The sequence below is a fragment of the Pseudomonas sp. YeP6b genome (assembly GCF_025642995.1).
In the GTDB taxonomy this organism is placed as follows: Bacteria; Pseudomonadota; Gammaproteobacteria; order Pseudomonadales; family Pseudomonadaceae; genus Aquipseudomonas.
Genome location: NZ_CP080090.1, coordinates 3521081 through 3542112 on the forward strand (window position 1 = coordinate 3521081; position 21032 = coordinate 3542112).

Consider the following 21032-nt stretch of genomic DNA (forward strand, 5'->3'; position numbering starts at 1 on the left):
GCGGTTTAGCTGAACCCTAGCTGTCTACCTGTCAAATAAACGAGTTTTTCATCCGCCTTTCATATTCGTTCAACAATTTTGCGCTTAATCTTGGCCGCAGGACTTGAGAACAAGCCGCGCGTTCTATGACTAACGTGTTGATTCGGCTTTATCTTTCACAAATTTGGTCTTTACTCTGCTAGCCCATGGAAGAAAACATTGCCCTTCCCAGGAATGTCGAATGAACACTGCATACCCACGCTACGTTTAATCAGTTTTCTGAATCTCCAGCCGCTGATGACTGCTGTTTTCAACGCTCCAACCTGCTCTTGCCCCGAGGTCATGAATCTTTGAAACCCTACCCTATTCATTGCGTGTCGATCGTTATCCCGGTCTACAACGAACAAGAGAGCCTGCCTGAATTGCTGCGTCGCACGACGGCAGCCTGCAAGCAACTGGCCTACGAATACGAAATCATCCTGGTGGATGATGGTAGTCGCGACAATTCCGCCCAATTACTGGAAGACGCCGCCGCGCAAGACGGCAGCAACGTAGTGGCGGTGATCCTCAACCGTAACTACGGCCAGCATGCGGCGATCATGGCCGGCTTTGAGCAGTGCCGGGGCGAGGTGGTAATTACCCTCGACGCCGACCTGCAGAACCCGCCGGAAGAAATCCCGCGCCTGGTCGAACAAGCCGCCTTGGGCTACGACGTGGTTGCCACCGTACGCAACAACCGCCAGGACTCGGCTTTCCGCCGCTGGCCTTCGCGCCTGATCAACTTGGCCGTGCAGCGTTCCACCGGCGTGGCCATGACCGACTACGGTTGCATGCTGCGCGCTTACCGGCGCACCATCGTCGACGCCATGCTCGCCTGCCGCGAGCGCAGCACCTTTATCCCGATCCTGGCCAACGGCTTTGCCCGCCACACCACCGAGATCCTGGTGCACCACGCCGAGCGTGAACATGGCGAGTCCAAATACAGCCCGATGCGCCTGATCAGCCTGATGTTCGACCTGCTGACCTGCATGACCACCACGCCATTGCGCCTGCTGAGCATTGTCGGCTTCAGCATGGCGGCGTTGGGCGTGCTGTTCGCTTTTGCCTTGATCGTCATGCGACTGGCCTTCGGTGCCACTTGGGCGGGCGACGGTACTTTTGTGCTGTTCGCCGTATTGTTCGTGTTTACCGGCGGCCAATTCATCGGCATGGGCCTCTTGGGTGAATACATGGGCCGCATGTACAGTGACGTTCGTGCCCGTCCACGGTTCTTTATTGAAAAAGTGCTGCGCAACCAACCGGCAGCACCGGCTCCAGTCGTCGTCGTTGATGGCCTGGTGTCCTCCCATACCTCTACTTCTCCTTCCGATCAGGTTTCGTCATGAATTCAAAAGCTGTTGTCTTCGCTTACCACGATATTGGCTGTGCAGGCATTGAAGCCTTGCTCACCGCCGGCTACGACATTGCTGCCGTGTTCACCCATGCCGACGACCCCAAGGAAAACAATTTCTACGGCTCCGTCGCCCAACTCTGCGCCCGCAACGGCATCCCGGTGCATGCGCCGGAAGACGCCAACCACCCACTGTGGATCGAGCGTATTGCCAAGCTGAACCCGGACTACATCTTCTCCTTCTACTACCGCAACCTGCTGAGCGAGCCTTTGCTGGCCACCGCCAGCAAAGGCGCGTTCAACCTGCACGGTTCGTTGCTGCCTAAATACCGTGGCCGCGCGCCGGCCAACTGGGTGCTGGTCAACGGCGAAACCGAAACCGGCGTGACCCTGCACCGTATGGTCAAGCGTGCTGACGCTGGCGCGATCCTGGCCCAACAGAAAGTCATCATTGACCGCACTGACACCGGCCTGACCCTGCACGCCAAACTGCGTGACGCCGCCGCCAACCTGCTGCGCGATGCGCTGCCGCAACTGGCCCAAGGCAAGCTGGCTGAAACCGCCCAGGACGAAAGCCAAGCCACCTACTTCGGCCGCCGCACCGCCGCCGATGGCAAGCTGGACTGGAAAAAACCGGCTGAAGAACTGTTCAACCTGGTTCGCGCCGTGACCCAGCCGTACCCGGGCGCTTTTTGCGCGGTCGGCGAGCACAAACTGATCGTTTGGCAAGCTGAAGTGGTCAAGGGCAACGAAGGCCTGGCGCCAGGTCGCGTGATCAGCGTCAACCCACTGCGCATTGCCTGCGGTCAAGACTCGCTGGTGGTCAAGTTCGGCCAACGCAACGCCAACGGCCTGTACCTGGCGGGCCCTTCCCTGGCTGACGAGCTCGGCCTGGTCGACGGCTCCGTGCTGCGCGGCGCCGAGTCCGGCCGCAAGCCACGTCGTACCCGCGTGCTGATCCTGGGTGTGAACGGCTTTATCGGTAACCACCTGTCCGAGCGCCTGCTGCGTGACGACCGTTACGAAATCTACGGCCTGGATATTGGCTCCGACGCCATCGAGCGCCTGCGCAACCACCCTAACTTCCACTACGTGGAAGGCGATATCAGCATTCACTCCGAGTGGATCGAGTACCACATCAAGAAGTGCGACGTGGTCCTGCCGCTGGTGGCCATCGCCACGCCAATCGAATACACCCGTAACCCGCTGCGCGTGTTCGAGCTCGACTTCGAAGAGAACCTGAAACTGGTTCGCTACTGCGTCAAGTACAACAAGCGCGTGATCTTCCCGTCGACTTCCGAAGTCTATGGCATGTGCCAGGACCAGTATTTCGACGAAGACACCTCCAACCTGGTGGTGGGCCCGGTCAACAAGCAGCGCTGGATCTACTCGGTCTCCAAGCAACTGCTGGACCGCGTGATCTGGGCTTACGGCGACAAAGGCCTGAACTTCACCCTGTTCCGTCCATTCAACTGGATGGGCCCACGCCTTGACCGCCTGGACTCGGCCCGTATCGGCAGCTCCCGTGCGATCACCCAGCTGATCCTGAACCTGGTGGAAGGCACGCCGATCCGCCTGTTCGACGGTGGCGAGCAGAAGCGCTGCTTCACCGACATCGCCGACGGCATCGAAGCCCTGGCGCGCATCATCGATAACGACAACGATGTGTGTAACGGCCAGATCATCAACATCGGCAACCCGGAAAACGAAGCCAGCATCCGTCAGTTGGGCGAAGAGCTGCTGCGTCAGTTCGAAGCTCACCCGCTGCGCAGCAACTTCCCGCCGTTCGCTGGTTTCCGCGACGTCGAAAGCAAGGCGTTCTACGGCACCGGTTACCAGGACGTGGCACACCGCAAGCCAAGCATCGAAAACGCCAAGCGCCTGCTGAACTGGGAGCCTACCGTTGAGATGAGCGAAACCATCGGCAACACCCTGGATTTCTTCCTGCGCGAAGCCATGCTTGAAATCGCGGACAAGAAATAATGAAGGCAGGCTTGCGCATCGACGTCGACACCTACCGTGGCACCCGTGAAGGTGTGCCGCGGTTGCTCGAATCCCTGGATGAAGCCTCGGTAAAAGCGACGTTCTTCTTCAGCGTCGGGCCGGACAACATGGGGCGCCACTTGTGGCGCCTGATCCGTCCGCAATTCCTGTGGAAGATGCTGCGTTCCAATGCCGCCGGGCTGTACGGCTGGGATATCTTGCTGGCCGGCACCGCCTGGCCGGGCAAGCCGATTGGCCGTGACCTGGGGCATTTGATGCGCCAGGCCAAGGCTGCTGGGCATGAAGTCGGCCTGCACGCGTGGGACCACCACGGCTGGCAGGCCAACACCGGGCGCTGGAGCGATGCACAGCTGGTCGAGCAGATCCGCCGTGGCGTCGACACCTTGAGCGACATCCTCGGTGAACGCATCGACTGTTCAGCGGCTGCCGGTTGGCGTGCCGATGAGCGCGTGGTGCAAGCCAAGCAAGGTTTCAACTTTCGCTACAACAGCGATTGCCGGGGCACCAGCCTGTTTCGTCCAACCCTGGCCGATGGCAGCGCGGGCACCCCACAAATTCCGGTAGACCTGCCGACCTTCGACGAAGTCGTCGGGCCGGTAGTGGCTGCCAAAGACTTCAACAGCTTCATTCTTGACCGCTTTACCGAATCGAAGCTGAACGTCTACACGATCCACGCAGAAGTAGAAGGGATTCTGATGGCTGATGATTTTCGCCAGCTGCTCGCCCAGGCCGGGCAGCGCGGCATCGACTTCAACCCCCTGGGCGACCTGTTGCCTGCGGATGTGAGCACCCTGCCCCAGCAACAGCTGGTGCGCGGTGCACTCAGTGGCCGCGAGGGTTGGCTCGGAGTGCAACAGGCATGATCCGGCGCTGGGCATTGCCCCTGCTCCTGCTGGCGTTTGGCGCGTTTTACCTGTTACCGCTGGCCACCCACGGCCTGTGGATCCCGGATGAAACCCGTTACGCGCAGATCAGTCAGGAAATGCTGCTGACCGGCAAGTGGGCCTCGCCGCACTTCATGGGCATTCGCTACTTCGAAAAACCGGCTGCCGGCTACTGGATGATCGCGCTGGGCCAGGCGATCTTCGGGCAAAACCTGTTCGGCGTGCGGTTTGCCTCAGCCTTGAGCACCGGGCTGAGCATCCTGCTGGTGTACCTGGTGTCGCGCAGGCTGTGGAACGACCCGCAAAAAAGCCTGGTCAGCACCGTGCTGTACATGAGCTTTGTCAGCGTGGCGTTGCTCGGCGGCTACGCCAACCTGGACCCGCAATTCACCTTCTGGGTCAACCTGACCGGCGTTGCGCTGTGGTTCTGCTTCGACAGCACCACGCGCCGTGGCCGTTTATGGTCTTGGGCCTTGCTCGGCTTTGCCTGCGGCATGGGCTTTATGACCAAGGGTTTTCTCGCCTGGCTGCTGCCGGTGCTGATCGCCCTGCCCTACGCCATCTGGCAGAAACGCTTTGGTGAACTGCTCGGTTACGGCGTGGTGGCGGTAGTCGTCGCCATTGTTGTCAGCTTGCCCTGGGCGCTGGCCGTGCACCTGCAAGAGCCGGACTACTGGAACTTCTTCTTCTGGCACGAGCATATCCAACGCTTTGCCGGTGACGATGCCCAGCACGCCGAACCGTTCTGGTACTACCTGCCGCTGATGGTCGCGTTCTCGTTGCCCTGGGTTGCCTTGCTGCCGTCCACGGTCAAACAGGCATGGTTGGACAAACGCCTGCCCAAAACCGCGTTCCTGCTGCTGTGGCTGTTGATGCCCCTGGCGTTCTTCAGCCTGGCCAAAGGCAAGTTGCCGTCCTACATCATGCCGTGCCTGCTGCCGCTGGCTTTGCTGATGGGTTCAACCCTAAGCAACAAGCTCGCCCAGGGCCATGGCCGCGCCTTGCGCATCAACGGTTGGCTGAACTTGAGTGTCGGTGTGCTGGCCGTGTTGGCGCTCAGTTGGTTCCAATTGAAGAAGCCGGTGTACGAACACGGTGAGGAAACCCTCAGCTTGGTGCTGGTGTTTGCCTGCTTGTTCGGCTGGATCCTGGTCAACCTGCTGCAAGCCGCTCGCCCTTTGAAACTGTGGGCCGCGCCGCTGATCGGCAGTGGTTTGCTAGTGCTGCTCGTACCGGCCGCACTGCCCCACTCGGTGGTTTACAACAAGATCCCGGATCAGTTCATCATCGACCACCAGCAGGAATTGCAATCGACCACCGCCTTGCTCAGCAATGACTTGGGCGCGGCGTCGGCCTTGTCCTGGCGCCTGGGGCGTCCGGATGTCGCGCTCTACAACACCGTCGGCGAAGTGAAATACGGCATTGCCTACGCAGACACTGCCCACCGCAAGATCGGCACCACTCAGGTCCAGCAATGGATGAGTGATGCGCGTAAGCAAGGGTCGGTCGGTGTGGTCATGCGGGTCAAGGGCGACGATGAAGTCGCTGAAGTGAACCTGCTGCCCCAAGACGGCAAGCGTTACGAGCAAGGCAATCTGGTCATCCTGATATTCCCACAGGCCGCGCCATGATCACGCTGGTTCTTTTATTAAGCGCGTGCCTGCTTACGTGCATGGGCCAGGTTTCGCAGAAGTTTGCCGTGGAAAGCTGGCGCGACCAGCCGGACGGTTGGGCGCCGAAGCTGCGTTCGCCTTGGCTGTGGTCGGCGCTGGTGTGCCTGGGCCTGGGTTTGCTGGTATGGCTTTTGGTGTTGCAGCGCCTGGAAGTGGGCATCGCCTACCCCATGCTCAGCCTGAATTTTGTACTGGTCACGCTGATGGCGCGGTTTGTCTTTCATGAACACATCGATGGCCGTCACTGGCTGGGTGTGGCACTGGTCATCGGCGGTGTGGTGTTGCTGGGGCGTCACGTATGAGCCGGGTTCAAGGCTTTGCCCTGGCATTGGGCAGCGTAGGCCTGGTCAGCGCCGCCCAACTGGGCATGCGCTGGAGCATGACGCGCCTGCCGCTGCCTGCCGAATGGCTGAACGCGTTCAACAGCAATGCCATCGACCTCGGCGCCTTGGGCGTGGTGATCCTGGCGATCATCGCCTATGCGCTGTCGATGCTTTGCTGGCTTGGCGCACTCAAGCACCTGCCGCTGGGCCGCGCCTATTCGCTGCTCAGCATCAGCTACGCGTTGGTCTACCTGCTGGCTGCCAGCCTGCCGGTGTTCAACGAAGATTTCTCGCTTTCGAAAACACTCGGGGTGGCGCTGGTCATCCTCGGTGTTCTGGTCATTAACTCTCGTCGTGCTAGCGTTGCAAGCCCCAGGAATGCCCCATGAAAATCAGTGTATTTGGTAGCGGTTACGTTGGTCTGGTGCAGGCCACCGTATTGGCCGAAGTCGGTCACGATGTGATCTGCATGGACGTGGACAAGAGCAAGGTCGAGTCGCTGCAGAAAGGCCACGTGACCATCTTCGAGCCGGGTCTGGCAGCCATGGTCAAGGAAAACCTGGAAAGCGGACGCCTGCACTTTACCTTTGATGAAAAACTCGCGGTTGAACACGGTGAAGTGCTGTTCATCGCCGTGGGCACACCGTCGGACGAAGACGGTTCGGCCGACCTCAAATACGTGCTGTCGGTGGGCGACGCCGTGTCCCGCCACCGCGTGGAGCCGGTGATCCTGGTCGAGAAATCCACCGTTCCCGTCGGCACCGGTGACACCTTGCGCGCACACATTGAAAAGAGCCTGCGCGTGGCCGGCCGCCACTTGGAGTTCGATATCGTCTCCAACCCGGAATTCCTCAAGGAAGGCTCGGCCGTGGCCGACTGCCGTCGCCCGGACCGCATCATCATCGGCTGCGAGCGTGAAGAAGTGCGTGAAGTGATGCGCGATCTGTACGCGCCGTTCAACCGCAACCACGACCGCATCATCTTCATGGACCTGCGCAGCGCCGAACTGACTAAGTACGCCGCCAACTGCATGCTGGCCACCAAGATCAGCTTTATCAACCAGATCGCCGAACTGGCCGAGCACCTGGGCGCCGACATCGAAGCCGTGCGCCTGGGCATCGGCGCCGACTCGCGCATCGGCTACCACTTTATCTACCCCGGTTGCGGCTATGGCGGCTCGTGCTTCCCAAAAGACATGCGCGCCCTGATCCACAGCGCCAAGCAAGCCAACTGCTCCAGCGACCTGCTCGAAGCCGTTGAGGCCATCAACCAGCGCCAGAAGAGCAAGCTGTTCGAACGCGTCAACGCCTACTTCAAGGGCAACTTGCAGGGTAAAACCTTTGCCTTGTGGGGCCTGGCGTTCAAGCCCAACACCGATGACATGCGCGATGCGCCAAGCCGTGTGCTGATGGAAGCCCTGTGGGCAGCGGGCGCCCATGTGCGCGCGTTTGACCCTGAAGCCATGCAGGAAACCCAGCGCATCTACGGCGACGAGTCGCGCCTGACCCTGCTGGGCACGCCGGAATCGGCGTTGAGCGGCGCTGATGCGCTGATCGTCTGCACCGAATGGCAGCAGTTCAAGGCACCGGATTTCGACCTGATCCACACTCGCCTGAAAAACCCGGTGATCTTCGACGGCCGTAACCTGTACGACGGCGAGCGCCTGGCACGCAAAGGCTTCAAATACTTCCCAATAGGGCGAGGTGACTCCTGCGAACTGCCGATCCCTCAGCAAAACTGGGTGCCGCAGGTCAAGGAAGCCTGAGACGTGAATAGAGCTCAACCGCCCCTGCTCACCGCAACGATCCGCCACCAGTCGCTGGGGCTTGGGCTCCTGGCCCTGGTGCTGTTTATAGTGGGTAACTGGCACCAGGCGATTATCGGGTTTGACTCGCGCTTTGTGCTGTTTGCCCAGGAAATGCTGCGCCATGGGCCGAGCTTCTTCCCCACGACCTATGGCCAGCCCTACGCCGACTACCTGGCGACCTCGACGTTGCTGACGTGGGTCTTGTCGTTGCCGTTCGGCCAAGTCACCAGCTTGACCGCGTGGTTGCCCACCTCCATCGCTTCGGCGCTGATCGTCACGCTGGTGTATCGCCTGACAGCGCCCTACTCCACGCGCTGGGGCCTGCTGAGCATCGCGATGTTGCTGCTCAGCAGCACCTTCATCAGCGAAACTCGTGCGGTGTCGCTGGACCAGATGCTCGCCGCAGTCGCTTTGGCGGTGTTCTACCTAGGTTATGCGCATGATCACTTCGGCGCGGCTAAACGCCTGCATTGGCTGTTCCTGCTGCTGATTATCGGCTTTGCGGTGCGTGGGCCGATTGGCCTCGTGATCCCCACTGGCGTGCTGTGCAGCTATTACCTGCTCAACCGGCAATGGCGCCAACTGTTCACCTTCGGCTTGATTGCCTTGGCGTTGCTGGCGGCGTGTGTCGGTTTGTTGCTGCTGCTGGCCAAGCTCAGTGGTGGCGAGGACTTCATGCAGGACGTGATCCGCATGCAGTTCCTGGGGCGTATGGACGGCACCGAAGGCTCCAGCGGCGTGCTGTATTACTTCACCAGTTCCATGGGCAATTATGCCTTGGCTTACCCGCTGGCCTTGTTGGTGCTGCTGGCCGTGGCAGTCGGTGGGCGACGGGCGCCAGATCCGGCATTGCAGCTGGTGCTGTACTGCGCGGCCGCCGGTTTACTGGTGATGCTCGGTTTGTCGGTACCCCAGGCGAAAAAGGCCCGTTACATCCTGCCGATGCTCCCCATGGCGGCGATCATCGCGGCCTACCCGTTCCAGGTCAGCCAGGGGCGATTGTTCGCCGGGTTGCGCGGCTTGATGCTGGGCATCTGGACGCTGTTGCCGGCATTGTTGGTGATCGGGCTGGTGGTGGCGCGCAAGCGTTACCCGGAACAGTTGAGCAGCCTTGGGCTGATGTTCACGCTATTGGGCGTGCTTCAGGTACTGGCGCTGCTGGCCGTGTTGAAACCGCGCTTGCGACCATTGGCCCCGGCATTCGCGGCGGTACTGGCGTTATGGTCGACCTACATTGTGGTGGTCGAACCGTTGGAGCGCACGCTCTACGACACCCGCACGTTCAGCCTCGCGGTCAAGGCTCAGATCCGCCAACAGCCGGCACCGGTGATACTGCATGGCTTGGGTAAAGATGCCAAAGCCATCAAGTTCATGGTCAACTTCGGATGCGATAAGGTGCCGTTGTTTACCCAAACGTCCGCTGACCTGACGCCGCTGCAAGGGCCTGCCTGGCTGGTGATGAGTGCAGCAGACTTTGAGCGCTTACAAGACCCGCGCTTGCGCACGCTCACCCCGACGCTCACTGGGGAGTTCGACAAAGACCCCTATGTGTTGCTGCATCTGGCGAGGGCGCCCGCGCCTTGATCGCGTTTATAGCGGCGGTTTAACAAACAACGCCCACTCTTTCAGGAGTGGGCGTTTTTCGTCATAACCACCAAGAAACCCCCTACATAGCTATGCGTAACGGCTGTCGCGCGTTGTCTTCCGACGCTTGGAACCCAAATGTAGACTCGTTGCCCAGTGCATTAACTATCTACTGCTCCGATCTAGGGAGGCTGGGGTAAGTGCACATTGGATAACAACAAGGACGCATTAGGCCATGCGACACACAGTGACTTACTTCATTAAGAGGGCAATGCCGTGCCGGAAGATCTCTTGCTTATTCCTCTGCCGAGACTGGATCGGTTGATGGAACTGCGTGACGCCCTGGTGGCGTTGAAGGGGCCGCTGGCCGACGACCCCGCGCTGCTGGAAAACCTGCAACGACACCTGTTCAACGAAGAGGCGGATACACGTGTATTGGGACGCCTGAGTACTGCACGGGCAGAGAAGGAATGCCCTGCTCCATTCGACGAAGCCACTTGACTGCATTATCTTTGTATTCAACCCTCATTAATATGCATTGGCGCGCTGGCATTCGGGGCGGCACACTGTGCGAGTTCCTCCCCCAACCGTTGGAACTTTCAAAGGGCTTTTCCGGGTGACCTGATCAGCCTTTTTTTTCGCCTGCTGTTTATGGACCCCTTCGATGCTCGCTCGCTGGTTACCCGCTGCAATCAACACCCGCCCCGCCGAATGGAGCCGCGCCGCAATCGGCATGGCCCTGGGCACGCTGTTCAGTGTCTGGGTGTGCGCCCAGCTGTTTGGCCTGGAGGTGGCCTTGCACTTGCTCGGGCCGCTGGGGGCGTCAGCCGTGCTGCTGTTTGCAGTGTCATCCGGCGCGCTGGCCCAACCGTGGTCGATCATCGGCAGCTATTTATGCGCCGCTGTCGTGGCGCTGCTGATCGCGCGGGTACTGGGGCGCACCTTGGGCAGTGCCTGCCTGGCAGCGGGCATGACCGTTATCCTGATGTGCTGGCTGCGTTGCCTGCACCCACCTGCCGGTGGCCTGGCCATGACCCTGGTGCTCGCCGACCCGGCGTCGATTGCCCTGGGTTGGCAGGAACTCGCACCGGTCATGCTCGGCGCGGGTGCGCTGCTGGCGTGTGCGTTGGCGTATAACAACGTCACCCGCACGCGTTATCCCAAAGGTACAGTCGACTCGCCGGCCGTCGTCCTGGGCAATGCCACGCAGGTCGCTGACCCCTCGATAACGGCGGCCGACTTGAAGCAGGCGTTGGCCGAGATGGAGCAGTTCTACGATGTCGCACCGTCCGAACTCGAACAGCTGATCCACGCGGCGCAAGGCCATGCGCGACGCCGCAGCATTGGCGAAGTGCTGGCCAGTCGACCTGCTGCATAAATGCAAAAACGACCTGCATGATTCACGGTTGTACTGGGCAAATTTGCACTGGTAGGATCACGAGAGGGTTCGCCCGCGAATATCTTGATAAAGAACAATAAAAGCAGGGAGTTACAGATGACTGCTCAGGTTTCATCCGAAGCAAGCCGCGCCGATACTCTTCAGGAAGAAGTGCTGGCCGAGGTGCGCAACCATATCGGCCACCTTACCCTCAACCGCCCCGCTGGCTTGAATGCCATTACCCTGCACATGGTCCGCAGCCTCGCCTCGCAACTGCAGGCCTGGGCGGATGATCCGCAAGTCTATGCCGTGGTCCTGCGCGGCGCTGGCGAAAAAGCCTTCTGTGCCGGGGGTGACATCCGTTCCCTTTACGACAGCTTCAAGAACGGCGACAGCCTGCACGCCGATTTTTTCGTCGAAGAATACGCCCTCGACTTGGCCATTCATCATTACCGCAAGCCCGTACTCGCCTTGATGGACGGGTTCGTCCTCGGCGGCGGCATGGGCCTGGTGCAAGGCGCCGACCTGCGCGTGGTCACCGAGCGCAGCCGCCTGGCGATGCCGGAAGTGGCCATCGGGTATTTCCCGGACGTGGGCGGCAGCTACTTCCTGCCCCGCATTCCTGGCGAACTGGGGATTTACTTAGGCGTGACCGGTGTACAGATTCGCGCCGCCGACGCTCTGTATTGCGGGTTGGCGGACTGGTACTTGGACAGCGCCAAGTTCGCCGACCTCGACCAGAAGCTCGACCGCCTGCAATGGCAGGGCTCGCCGCTCAAGGACCTGCAAGGTGTACTCGCCAAGTTGGCCGTGCAGCAATTGCCCGATGCACCGTTGGCAGCCCTGCGCCCGGCCATCGACCACTTCTTCGCCCTGCCGGACGTGCCCAGCATTGTCGAGCAGTTGCAGCAAGTCACCGTCGCCGACAGCCATGAATGGGCGTTGACCACCGCCAACCTGATGCAAACCCGCTCACCGCTGGCAATGGCCGTCACCCTGGAAATGCTCCGTCGTGGCCGCCGCCTGCCGCTGGAGCAGTGCTTTGCGCTGGAGTTGCACCTGGACCGCCAATGGTTCGAGCGCGGTGACCTGATCGAAGGCGTTCGGGCCTTGATCATCGACAAAGACAAAAGCCCGCGCTGGAACCCGCCCTCGATTCACGGGTTGGACGCAACCCATGTGGAAAGCTTCTTCCACAACTTCAAGCAGGTTGGGAGATAAGCCGTGCAAGACATTGAATATACTGAAGAACAAGTAATGATTCGCGACATGGCGCGCGACTTTGCCCGTGGCGAGATCGCCCCGCACGCCCAAGCCTGGGAAAAGGCCGGCTGGATCGATGACGCCTTGGTCGCCAAGATGGGCGAACTGGGCCTGCTGGGCATGGTGGTGCCTGAAGAATGGGGCGGCACTTACGTTGATTACGTCGCCTACGCCTTGGCGGTCGAAGAAATCTCTGCCGGTGACGGCGCCACCGGCGCGCTGATGAGTATCCATAATTCAGTCGGTTGCGGGCCAATTCTCAACTACGGCACACAAGAGCAGAAGCAAACCTGGTTGCCCGACCTTGCCAGTGGCCAGGCCATCGGCTGCTTCTGCCTGACTGAACCCCAGGCCGGTTCCGAAGCCCATAACCTGCGTACCCGTGCCGAACTGCGCGATGGCCAGTGGGTGATCAACGGCGCCAAGCAGTTTGTCAGCAATGGCAAGCGCGCCAAGTTGGCTATTGTGTTTGCGGTGACGGACCCGGAGTTGGGCAAGAAAGGTATTTCTGCTTTCCTGGTGCCCACCGAGACGCCGGGGTTTGTGGTCGACCGCACCGAACACAAGATGGGCATTCGTGCGTCGGATACCTGCGCGGTTACCCTCAACCAGTGCACGGTGCCCGAGGCCAATTTGCTCGGTGAGCGTGGCAAAGGCCTGGCCATTGCCCTGTCCAACCTCGAGGGCGGGCGCATCGGTATTGCCGCCCAGGCCTTGGGCATCGCCCGTGCGGCGTTTGAAGCGGCGCTGGCGTATGCGCGGGATCGGGTGCAATTCGACAAGGCGATCATTGAGCACCAGAGCGTTGCTAACTTGCTGGCTGATATGCAGACGCGCTTGAATGCTGCACGTCTGTTGATCCTGCACGCCGCTCGGTTGCGCAGTGCTGGCAAGCCGTGTTTGTCGGAAGCGTCACAAGCCAAGCTGTTTGCCTCGGAAATGGCTGAGAAGGTTTGCTCCTCGGCGATGCAGATTCATGGCGGGTATGGGTATCTGGAGGATTACCCGGTGGAGCGGTATTACCGGGATGCGCGCATTACGCAGATTTATGAGGGGACGAGTGAGATTCAGCGGATGGTGATTGCGCGGGAGTTGAAGAATTATCAGCTTTGAGGGGATTGGTGTTGTCGAGGGTCTGCTGGGTACATATCCGTTATTGGGGTGATGGCTGATATTGGTTCCGCTCTTACAGCGGGTCACTTTTTGGAAAAAGAGCCCCAAAAGTAACCAAAGGGCTCTTGCCCCACCACTCGGTGCCTCGCCTGGGCTCGGCATGCCCTCACTCCGGTTTGAATCCGTGGGCCGCCGCCATGGGCCATCCTTGGCCCATCGCGGCTAACCCGGCGTCCTGCCGGGTTACCCACGGATTCAAACCTGCGTTCGGCCATCGTGGTTTAACGGGGCGCCTAAGATCAAGATCAAAAGCAAGAGCACGGCGGCCTAGTAGCCGACCTGAGTGGTTGAAGCAAAAGCAAGGCAGAAGCAGAGCAGAAGCAGAGCACCACCCTATCTAGCTGATGTAATGAGATTCCAATGTGGGAGCTGGCTTGTCGGATCGCCGCACCGCTGCGATGCAGACACCTCGGTCCATCAGGTACACCGAGTTGATGCCATCGCAGGCAAGCCAGCTCCCACATTAGATTGAGTTCAGTTTCAAATATCAGGTCGGCTGTCAGGCCGCCTCGGTTTTGCTTTTGCTTCTACCACTCAGGTCGGCTACTAGGCCGCCGTGCTCTTGCTTTTGATCTTGATCTGCTTTTGATCTTGATCTTAGGCGCCCCGTTAAACCACGATGGCCGAACGCAGGCTTGAATCCGTGGGTAACCCGGCAGGACGCCGGTTTAGCCGCGATGGGCCAAGGATGGCCCATGGCGGCGCCCACGGTCCAAAGCCGGAGTGAGGGCACACCGAGCCTAGGCGAGGTGCCGAGTGGTGGGGCAAGAGCCCTTTGGTTACTTTTGGGGCTCTTTTTCCAAAAGTGACCCGCTGTAAGAGCGGAACCCTACGAAGCCGTTACCGCAGCAACGGATATGCCCCCAACCGCAACCGCAACCCCACCCCTACCCCCCTACCGATCCTTAAACTCAGGCGCCCGCTTACCCACAAACGCCGCCATCCCTTCCTTCTGATCCAGCGTCGCAAACGCCGCATGAAACACCCTGCGCTCAAAACGCACACCTTCAGAAAGACTCACCTCAAACGCACGATTAACGCTTTCCTTGACCATCATACTAATCGGCACAGATTTACCGGCAATCAAGGTCGCAACCTTCAACGCTTCCTCCAGCAATTCATCCGCCGGAACGATACGCGCCACAATCCCACAACGCTCAGCCTCCACCGCATCGATAAAGCGCCCAGTCAGGCACATCTCCATGGCCTTGGCCTTACCCACCGCACGGGTCAGGCGCTGAGTGCCCCCCATACCCGGCAGCACACCAAGGTTAATTTCCGGCTGACCAAACTTAGCCCCATCACCCGCCAGGATAAAGTCGCACATCAACGCCAGTTCACACCCGCCACCCAGCGCGAAGCCGTTAACCGCAGCAATGATCGGCTTACGCCGGTTAGCCACCCGATCACTGTCGCTAAACAGGTCATCCAGATAGATCTGCGGATACGTCAGCTCCGCCATCTCCTTGATGTCAGCCCCGGCAGCAAAGGCTTTTTTCGAGCCAGTCAGCACGATGCACCCAATCTCAGGATTGGCCTCCAGCCCATCCAACGCCTGGTTCAACTCGCTGACCAGTTGCGCATTCAAGGCGTTCAACGCTTGCGGGCGATTAAGGGTAATCAGCCCTACGCGGCCCTGGACTTCGACCAAAATGGTGTCGTAACTCATGTATCGGCTCCTTAAAGATTGCGTGAGATGACCATGCGCTGGATATCGCTGGTGCCTTCGTAAATCTGGCAGACCCGCACATCGCGGTAGATCCGCTCCAAGGGGAAGTCGCTCAGGTAACCGTAACCGCCCAAGGTTTGCAAGGCGGCCGAGCAGACTTTTTCGGCCATTTCCGAGGCAAACAACTTGGCCATCGAGGCTTCGACCAAGGCCGGCTTGCCGCTGTCGCGCAGGGCGGCGGCGTAATGCACCATCTGCCGAGCGACGGCGATTTGCGTGGCCATGTCCGCCAGGCGAAATGCCACAGCCTGGTGTTCGATCAGCGCTTTGCCAAAACTTTCGCGCTCGCGCGCATAGTCACGGGCGGCCTCAAAGGCGGCACGGGCCATGCCCACCGATTGCGAGGCGATGCCGACGCGGCCACCTTCAAGGTTGGCCAGGGCGATCTTGTAGCCTTCGCCCTCCTCCCCAAGCCGATTGGCGACCGGCACCTTCACGTCCTCAAACAGGATCTGGCAGGTGTCGGAGGCATGCTGGCCAAGCTTGTCTTCAACCCGCGCGACCGTGTAGCCCGGCGAATCGGTGGGCACGATGAACGCGCTGATCCCACGTTTGCCGGCGGCCGGGTCGGTGACCGCAAACACAATCACAACGCCGGCGTTTTGCCCGGAGGTGATGAACTGTTTGCAGCCATTGAGCACGTAGTGATCGCCTTCCAGGCGTGCACGGGTTTTCAGGCTGCTGGCATCGGAACCGGCTTGCGGTTCGGTCAGCGCGAAGGCGCCCAGCATGGCGCCGCTGGCCAAGGGCTTGAGGAATTGCTCTTTCTGCTGATCGTTGCCGAATTTCAGAATCGGCACGCAGCCCACTGAGTTGTGCACGCTCATGATGGTCGAGCAAGCGCCGTCACCGGCGGCGATTTCTTCCAGGGCCATGGCGTAGGCCAGGTAGCCGGTGTCGCAACCGCCCCACTGTTCCGGCACCAACATGCCGAAAAAGCCCAGCTCGGCCATTTCGCCGATGGCTTGCGTTGGAAAACGGTGCTCGCGGTCCCACTCGGCGGCGAACGGTTTCAAACGCTCCTGGGCAAATTGCCGGGCCGCGTCGCTGATTTGCAGTTGTTCGTCATTGGGCAGCATAAAAAGTCCTTAATACACGCATTCGACGGCCATGGCCGTGGCTTCACCGCCGCCGATGCAAATCGCAGCAACGCCGCGCTTGAGGCCTTTCTGGCGCAGGGCCGAGAGCAACGTCACCAGGATGCGCGCACCCGAGGCACCAATCGGGTGGCCCAGGGCGCAGGCGCCGCCGTGAATGTTGACCTTGCTGTGCGGGATTTCCAGTTTGCTCATAGTCACCAGGCTGACCACCGCGAAGGCCTCGTTGATCTCGAACAGATCTACTTCGTCGAGGTTCCAGCCGGTCTTACTCATCAGCTTGCGAATCGCGCCCACCGGCGCCACCGGGAACAGCCCCGGTTCATCGGCAAATGCGGCGTGCCCATGGATCACCGCCAGTGGCTTGAGGCCGCGCTTGTGCGCTTCGGACTGACGCATCAACAGCAACGCCGCCGCGCCGTCAGAAATCGAACTGGCGTTGGCCGCCGTCACCGTACCGCCTTCGCGGAACGCGGGTTTGAGGCTGGCAATCTTGTCCAGCTTGGCTTTCGGTGGTTGTTCATCATGCAAGATGGTTTTTTGCTCTTTGCCGACGGTGACCTGCACCGGGACGATCTCGGCGGCGAAGCTACCGTGGGTGATCGCCTGTTGGGCACGGGTCAGCGAGGCGATGGCAAAAGCGTCCTGGGCTTCACGGGTGAAGCCATTGTGCTCGGCGCAGTCCTCGGCAAAGCTGCCCATCAGTCGACCCTTGTCGTAGGCGTCTTCGAGGCCGTCGAGGAACATATGGTCGAGCACCTTGCCGTGGCCCATGCGGTAGCCGCTGCGTGCGCGGTCGAGCAGGTACGGTGCATTGGACATGCTTTCCATGCCGCCAGCCACCACCACATCGACACTGCCGGCCAACAATGAATCGTGGGCCAGGATGGTCGCTTCCATGCCCGAGCCGCACATTTTGTTGAGCGTGGTGCAGCGGGTGCCCTTGTCCAACCCGGCGCCCAACGCCGCCTGCCGTGCAGGTGCCTGGCCGAGGCCTGCCGGCAGGACGCAGCCGAACAGCACTTCATCCACGGCGTCCGGCGCAATGCCGGCTCGTTCGACGGCGGCGCGAATCGCGGCGGCGCCCAATTGCGGCGCGGTCAGCCCTTTAAGGTCGCCCTGGAACCCGCCCATGGGCGTGCGCACGGCGCTGACGATAACGATCGGATCGTTCATAAAAATCCTCCTTACTTGGCTGCCATGCGCAAGGCGCCGTCGAGACGGATCACCTCGCCGTTGAGCATGCTGTTTTCAATGATGTGCCGCACCAGTGCGGCGTACTCGGTCGGTTTGCCCAAACGTGGCGGGAATGGCACGCCAGCGGCCAGGGAATCACGGACTTCCGGGGTCATGCCGGCCATCATCGGTGTTTCAAAAATGCCCGGGGCGATGGTCATGACCCGAATGCCGAAGCGCGCCAGCTCGCGGGCGGCGGGCAGCGTCAGGCTGGCGATGGCACCTTTGGAGGCGGAATACGCCGCCTGGCCGATCTGCCCATCAAAGGCGGCCACCGACGCGGTATTGATGATCACGCCGCGTTCGCCATCGGCATTCGCCTCGGTTTCGGCGATGGCGGCGGCGGCCAGGCGCAGCAGGTTGAAGCTGCCGATCAGGTTGACGTTGATCACCTGGGCAAAGCTGGCCAAGGCGTGAGGGCCGTTCTTACCGAGGATTTTCTCGCCACGCACCACACCGGCGCAGTTGATCAGCCCGTGCAAGCCACCAAACGCGGCGACGGCCGCTTGCACGGCGGCTTCGGCGGCAGCTTCCTGGCTGATATCCGCCACGGCGCTGCGGGCATTATCACCGAGCTGTTGGGCCTTGGCGGCGACGGCCTCGGCGTTCAGGTCCACCAGCATTACCTTGGCACCGGCGGCCACCAGCATTTCAGCGGTGGCCGCGCCGAGGCCCGAAGCGCCGCCGCTGACCAGGAATACCTTGTTTTCAATCTGCATCTTTATTTCCTTTGAAAGGGATCACGCCAGTGCTGCTTGAGCCTTGGCGATTTCCTGATTACGCAAAATAAAACGTTGCAGCTTGCCGCTCGGGGTCTTGGGCAAGTCGCTGACAAATTCGATTTCTCGCGGGTAAGCATGCGCGGCGAGACGCTTGCGCACGTGCAGGCGCAGCTCTTCGGCGAGTTCCGGGGTGGCACGGTATTGTGCGTTGAGCACCACGAAGGCTTTCACCCGCTCAGTGCGCTCCGGGTCAGGCTTGCCGACCACTGCCGCTTCGACCACGGCCGGGTGTTCAACCAAGGCGCTTTCCACGTCGAACGGGCCAACGCGGTAGCCAGAGGTGGTGATCACATCGTCACTGCGCCCGACAAAGCTGATGCTGCCGTCGGGGTTCAACTCCACCGTGTCGCCGCTGAGGTAGTACTTGCCGACAAAGGCTTTGGTCTTCACACCGTCGTAGCCGGCGAACCAGCACATCGGCGACTGTTCGCGGTCGATGGCCAGGATTCCCGGCTGGCCCGCGGGCAATTCCTGGTGATCGTCATCCAGCACCACAATGCGATGCCCTGGCGAGGCAAACCCCGCCGAGCCGACGTGCACCGGGTGCGCCAGGCCGTGGTGGTTGCACAGCACCATACCCAGTTCGGTCTGGCCGTAGTGGTCGTGGATGGTCACACCCAGGTTATCCGCGAACCAGCGGATCACTTCCGGGTTCAGCGGCTCGCCGGCACTGCTGACAATGCGCAGCGTGCCCTTGATCGATCGCGCGAATTGCTCGCCACCAGCTATCAACAGGCGATACGCGGTCGGCGAGCCCGTCAGGTTGGTGATCCCGTATTTATTGATCACCCGGCAGGTGCTTTCCAGGGTGAACGGCCCATCGTAGAAGGTGATCGGGTGGCCCAAGGATAACGGCCCGGTCACGCCAAAATAGATGCCGTAGGCCCAACCCGGGTCGGCCACGTTCCAGAATGCATCTTCGGGGCGCAGGTCTACCGCGTCGCGGGTATAGCTCTGGAACGCGACGATGGCCTTGAGCGGTACCGACAGGGCTTTGGACGGGCCGGTGGTGCCTGAGGTGAACATCAGCAGGAACGGATCGTCTGCGCCCAACAATACCGGCTCGCAGAGGTTTGAATAGTTGGGCAATTCAGCCCAGAAGCTGTAATCGCCGCGCACAATGCCTTCGCCCTTGGCGCCGGCGACCGTCACGATGGTCGGGCAGCCCTCGACTTCCGCCAGTTTGGGGCGGTTCACCGCGTCGGTGACCACCAGCGCCGCGTCGGAGCTGTTCAGGCGGTGTTCGATAGCCTTGGGGCCGAAGGCAGTAAACAGCGGCTGATAGACCGCGCCGATGCGCCAGGTGGCAAGCACTACCACCAGCAGTTCCGCCGTGCGTGGCAGCAGGCCCGCCAACTTGTCACCGCGTTTGACGCCCTGGGCCAGAAGGAAATTGGCGAAGCGCGCTGCCTGGTCCTGCAAGTCAGTAAAGGTCGACGTGGCGCTGCGCCCGTCCTTACCTTCCCAGAACAGCGCGATGCGGCCCGGCAGTGCGTGCCGGTCGCAGCATTCCACGCAGGCATTGAGGGCCTGCAGGTTGCCGGCCAGTGCGGCGTCGACGGTGTGCTGGTAATCAAACTCGGTGGTGGCAGCCAAATACTCACGCATCGCTTCAATCCTTGTGTTTTTTATTTTCAGGACGTTTTGGAGCCGTTAAAGCGTGGAAATAGTCGCTCTAGAGCGCTGTAGCGGCAATGGTCAAAGCCTTCAACTTGGCTGACTGGTTTGGCCAATCATTGATCGCGCTGATCAGCCAGTCAGTTCTAGTGATTGGACGCTCTTGATTCAAGCTTCTAACCTGAAAGACTGCGCCACCGAAGAAGCCTCCCCGCGATGATCGTTCGTCCCAAACCCAACCTCCTGGGTATCCTGTTCTCCCTCAAGGGCTCGATTGCCAAGCGTATTGCCCTGCGTAGCCTGCTGGTGACCTTGCTGGCCTCGGTGATCGTGCTGGTTGAAACCCTGCACCCGGCGTATTTGTCCACGGTCAACGCCACGCCCTTCACGTTGTTGGGGTTGTCGTTGTCGATCTTCATGAGCTTTCGCAACAACGCCTGTTATGACCGCTGGTGGGAAGGCCGCAAGCAGTTGGGGCAAATGATCATTGAGGTGCGTTCGCTGATTCGCCAGACCCAGGTGCTGAGTGATCCGGTTGAGCGTGCCGGGCTGTTGCGCGGTCTGTGCGGCTTTGCCCATGGCTTGATCGCGCGCCTGCGGCATGAGGACGAAGCGGCGGCGATAAAGCCCTGGATCGGCATTGATCGCACGCACCCCAACCTCCCCGACCATGTGCTGCAACAGCTCGGCGCGCGGTTTTCGGGGCTGGCCGAGCAAGGCGTGATCAGCGAATGGCGCTACACCCAGCTGGAAACCCGACTGGTCAGCCTGAGCCAGGTACAGGCCTCCTGCGAGCGGATCAAACACACGCCGCTGCCCTTCCCTTACACCTTGTTGCTGCACCGCACCATCTACCTGTTCTGCATTCTGCTGCCGTTTGCGATGGCCGAGCCGCTGGGCTGGCTGACACCGGTGATCACCGCCATCGTCAGCTACACCTTCTTTGGCCTGGATGAAATTGGCGATGACCTGGAAGACCCGTTCGGCTTCGACGAAAACGACCTGCCATGCAATGCGCTGGTGCGCACCCTGGAGCGCGAGATTCTTGCAGCTCTCGGCGAAAGCGACTTGCCGCCTGCCTTGGAGCCGGTTGAATACGTGCTGACCTGATGC

General features: G+C 60.7%; 18 protein-coding genes. 13 read left to right on the forward strand and 5 right to left on the reverse strand.

All coding sequences use genetic code 11. The features are described from left to right. The first annotated feature begins 329 nt into the window (after window positions 1–329). The 12 genes from arnC to KZH41_RS15735 all read left to right on the forward strand — a co-directional run bounded on the left by arnC (window position 330) and on the right by KZH41_RS15735 (window position 13398). Window positions 330–1364, forward strand: a complete 1035-nt coding sequence (arnC, locus tag KZH41_RS15680; RefSeq protein WP_263272934.1) for an undecaprenyl-phosphate 4-deoxy-4-formamido-L-arabinose transferase — start codon at window positions 330–332, stop codon at window positions 1362–1364. After that, window positions 1361–3352 (forward strand): bifunctional UDP-4-amino-4-deoxy-L-arabinose formyltransferase/UDP-glucuronic acid oxidase ArnA, encoded by a 1992-nt coding sequence (arnA, locus tag KZH41_RS15685; RefSeq protein ID WP_094952607.1) that lies wholly within the window; start codon window positions 1361–1363, stop codon window positions 3350–3352. The genes arnC and arnA overlap by 4 nt, the downstream gene beginning before the upstream one ends. Then, entirely contained in the window at window positions 3352–4236 is an 885-nt protein-coding gene (gene arnD / locus KZH41_RS15690; protein ID WP_242149522.1) for a 4-deoxy-4-formamido-L-arabinose-phosphoundecaprenol deformylase, read from the forward strand. The genes arnA and arnD overlap by 1 nt, the downstream gene beginning before the upstream one ends. After that, the gene (gene arnT / locus KZH41_RS15695) at window positions 4233–5888 is read left to right on the forward strand and encodes a lipid IV(A) 4-amino-4-deoxy-L-arabinosyltransferase (RefSeq protein WP_094952609.1); all 1656 of its coding nucleotides are present in this window, start codon (window positions 4233–4235) and stop codon (window positions 5886–5888) included. The genes arnD and arnT overlap by 4 nt, the downstream gene beginning before the upstream one ends. After that, window positions 5885–6232 (forward strand): 4-amino-4-deoxy-L-arabinose-phosphoundecaprenol flippase subunit ArnE, encoded by a 348-nt coding sequence (arnE, locus tag KZH41_RS15700; protein ID WP_094952610.1) that lies wholly within the window; start codon window positions 5885–5887, stop codon window positions 6230–6232. The genes arnT and arnE overlap by 4 nt, the downstream gene beginning before the upstream one ends. Continuing rightward, window positions 6229–6642, forward strand: coding sequence for a 4-amino-4-deoxy-L-arabinose-phosphoundecaprenol flippase subunit ArnF (gene arnF, locus KZH41_RS15705; RefSeq protein ID WP_094952611.1), 414 nt, complete (start codon window positions 6229–6231; stop codon window positions 6640–6642). Before arnE ends, arnF begins: the two co-directional genes overlap by 4 nt. Further along, window positions 6639–8018, forward strand: coding sequence for a UDP-glucose dehydrogenase family protein (locus KZH41_RS15710; protein WP_094952612.1), 1380 nt, complete (start codon window positions 6639–6641; stop codon window positions 8016–8018). The genes arnF and KZH41_RS15710 overlap by 4 nt, the downstream gene beginning before the upstream one ends. Window positions 8019–8021: 3 nt before the next feature. Beyond that, complete coding sequence (locus tag KZH41_RS15715) at window positions 8022–9644, forward strand: ArnT family glycosyltransferase (RefSeq protein ID WP_242149525.1); 1623 nt, start codon at window positions 8022–8024, stop codon at window positions 9642–9644. Between the two features lie 312 nt (window positions 9645–9956). Continuing rightward, entirely contained in the window at window positions 9957–10145 is a 189-nt protein-coding gene (locus KZH41_RS15720; RefSeq protein WP_256589293.1) for a type VI secretion system contractile sheath small subunit, read from the forward strand. Between the two features lie 163 nt (window positions 10146–10308). Then, the gene (locus tag KZH41_RS15725) at window positions 10309–11022 is read left to right on the forward strand and encodes an HPP family protein (RefSeq protein ID WP_094952614.1); all 714 of its coding nucleotides are present in this window, start codon (window positions 10309–10311) and stop codon (window positions 11020–11022) included. A gap of 117 nt (window positions 11023–11139) precedes the next feature. Further along, window positions 11140–12243, forward strand: a complete 1104-nt coding sequence (locus tag KZH41_RS15730; RefSeq protein ID WP_263272938.1) for an enoyl-CoA hydratase/isomerase family protein — start codon at window positions 11140–11142, stop codon at window positions 12241–12243. A gap of 3 nt (window positions 12244–12246) precedes the next feature. Beyond that, a complete protein-coding gene (locus tag KZH41_RS15735) occupies window positions 12247–13398 on the forward strand; it encodes an acyl-CoA dehydrogenase family protein (RefSeq protein ID WP_094952616.1) in 1152 nt (383 codons plus the stop codon). Between the two features lie 955 nt (window positions 13399–14353). Here KZH41_RS15735 and KZH41_RS15740 read toward each other — a convergent pair. From KZH41_RS15740 to KZH41_RS15760, 5 genes are read right to left on the reverse strand one after another with little or no spacing between them, the layout of a single operon-like run. Then, the gene (locus tag KZH41_RS15740) at window positions 14354–15127 is read right to left on the reverse strand and encodes an enoyl-CoA hydratase (RefSeq protein WP_094951832.1); all 774 of its coding nucleotides are present in this window, start codon (window positions 15125–15127) and stop codon (window positions 14354–14356) included. 11 nt (window positions 15128–15138) lie between these two features. Next, window positions 15139–16266: an acyl-CoA dehydrogenase gene (locus tag KZH41_RS15745; protein ID WP_242149533.1), complete on the reverse strand. Its 1128-nt coding sequence runs from the start codon at window positions 16264–16266 to the stop codon at window positions 15139–15141. A 9-nt stretch (window positions 16267–16275) separates the two neighbouring features. Beyond that, window positions 16276–17460 carry an acetyl-CoA C-acyltransferase gene (locus tag KZH41_RS15750; protein ID WP_094951830.1) on the reverse strand — a complete coding sequence of 395 codons (1185 nt, stop codon included), beginning with the start codon at window positions 17458–17460 and terminating at the stop codon, window positions 16276–16278. 11 nt (window positions 17461–17471) lie between these two features. Then, entirely contained in the window at window positions 17472–18239 is a 768-nt protein-coding gene (locus KZH41_RS15755; protein ID WP_242149536.1) for an SDR family NAD(P)-dependent oxidoreductase, read from the reverse strand. Between the two features lie 21 nt (window positions 18240–18260). Then, window positions 18261–19910 carry an AMP-binding protein gene (locus KZH41_RS15760; protein WP_263272942.1) on the reverse strand — a complete coding sequence of 550 codons (1650 nt, stop codon included), beginning with the start codon at window positions 19908–19910 and terminating at the stop codon, window positions 18261–18263. Window positions 19911–20135: 225 nt separating this feature from the next. Here KZH41_RS15760 and KZH41_RS15765 point away from each other — a divergent pair, with 225 nt between their 5' ends. Continuing rightward, window positions 20136–21029 carry a bestrophin family protein gene (locus KZH41_RS15765; RefSeq protein ID WP_263272943.1) on the forward strand — a complete coding sequence of 298 codons (894 nt, stop codon included), beginning with the start codon at window positions 20136–20138 and terminating at the stop codon, window positions 21027–21029. The last annotated feature ends 3 nt before the right edge of the window (window positions 21030–21032 follow it).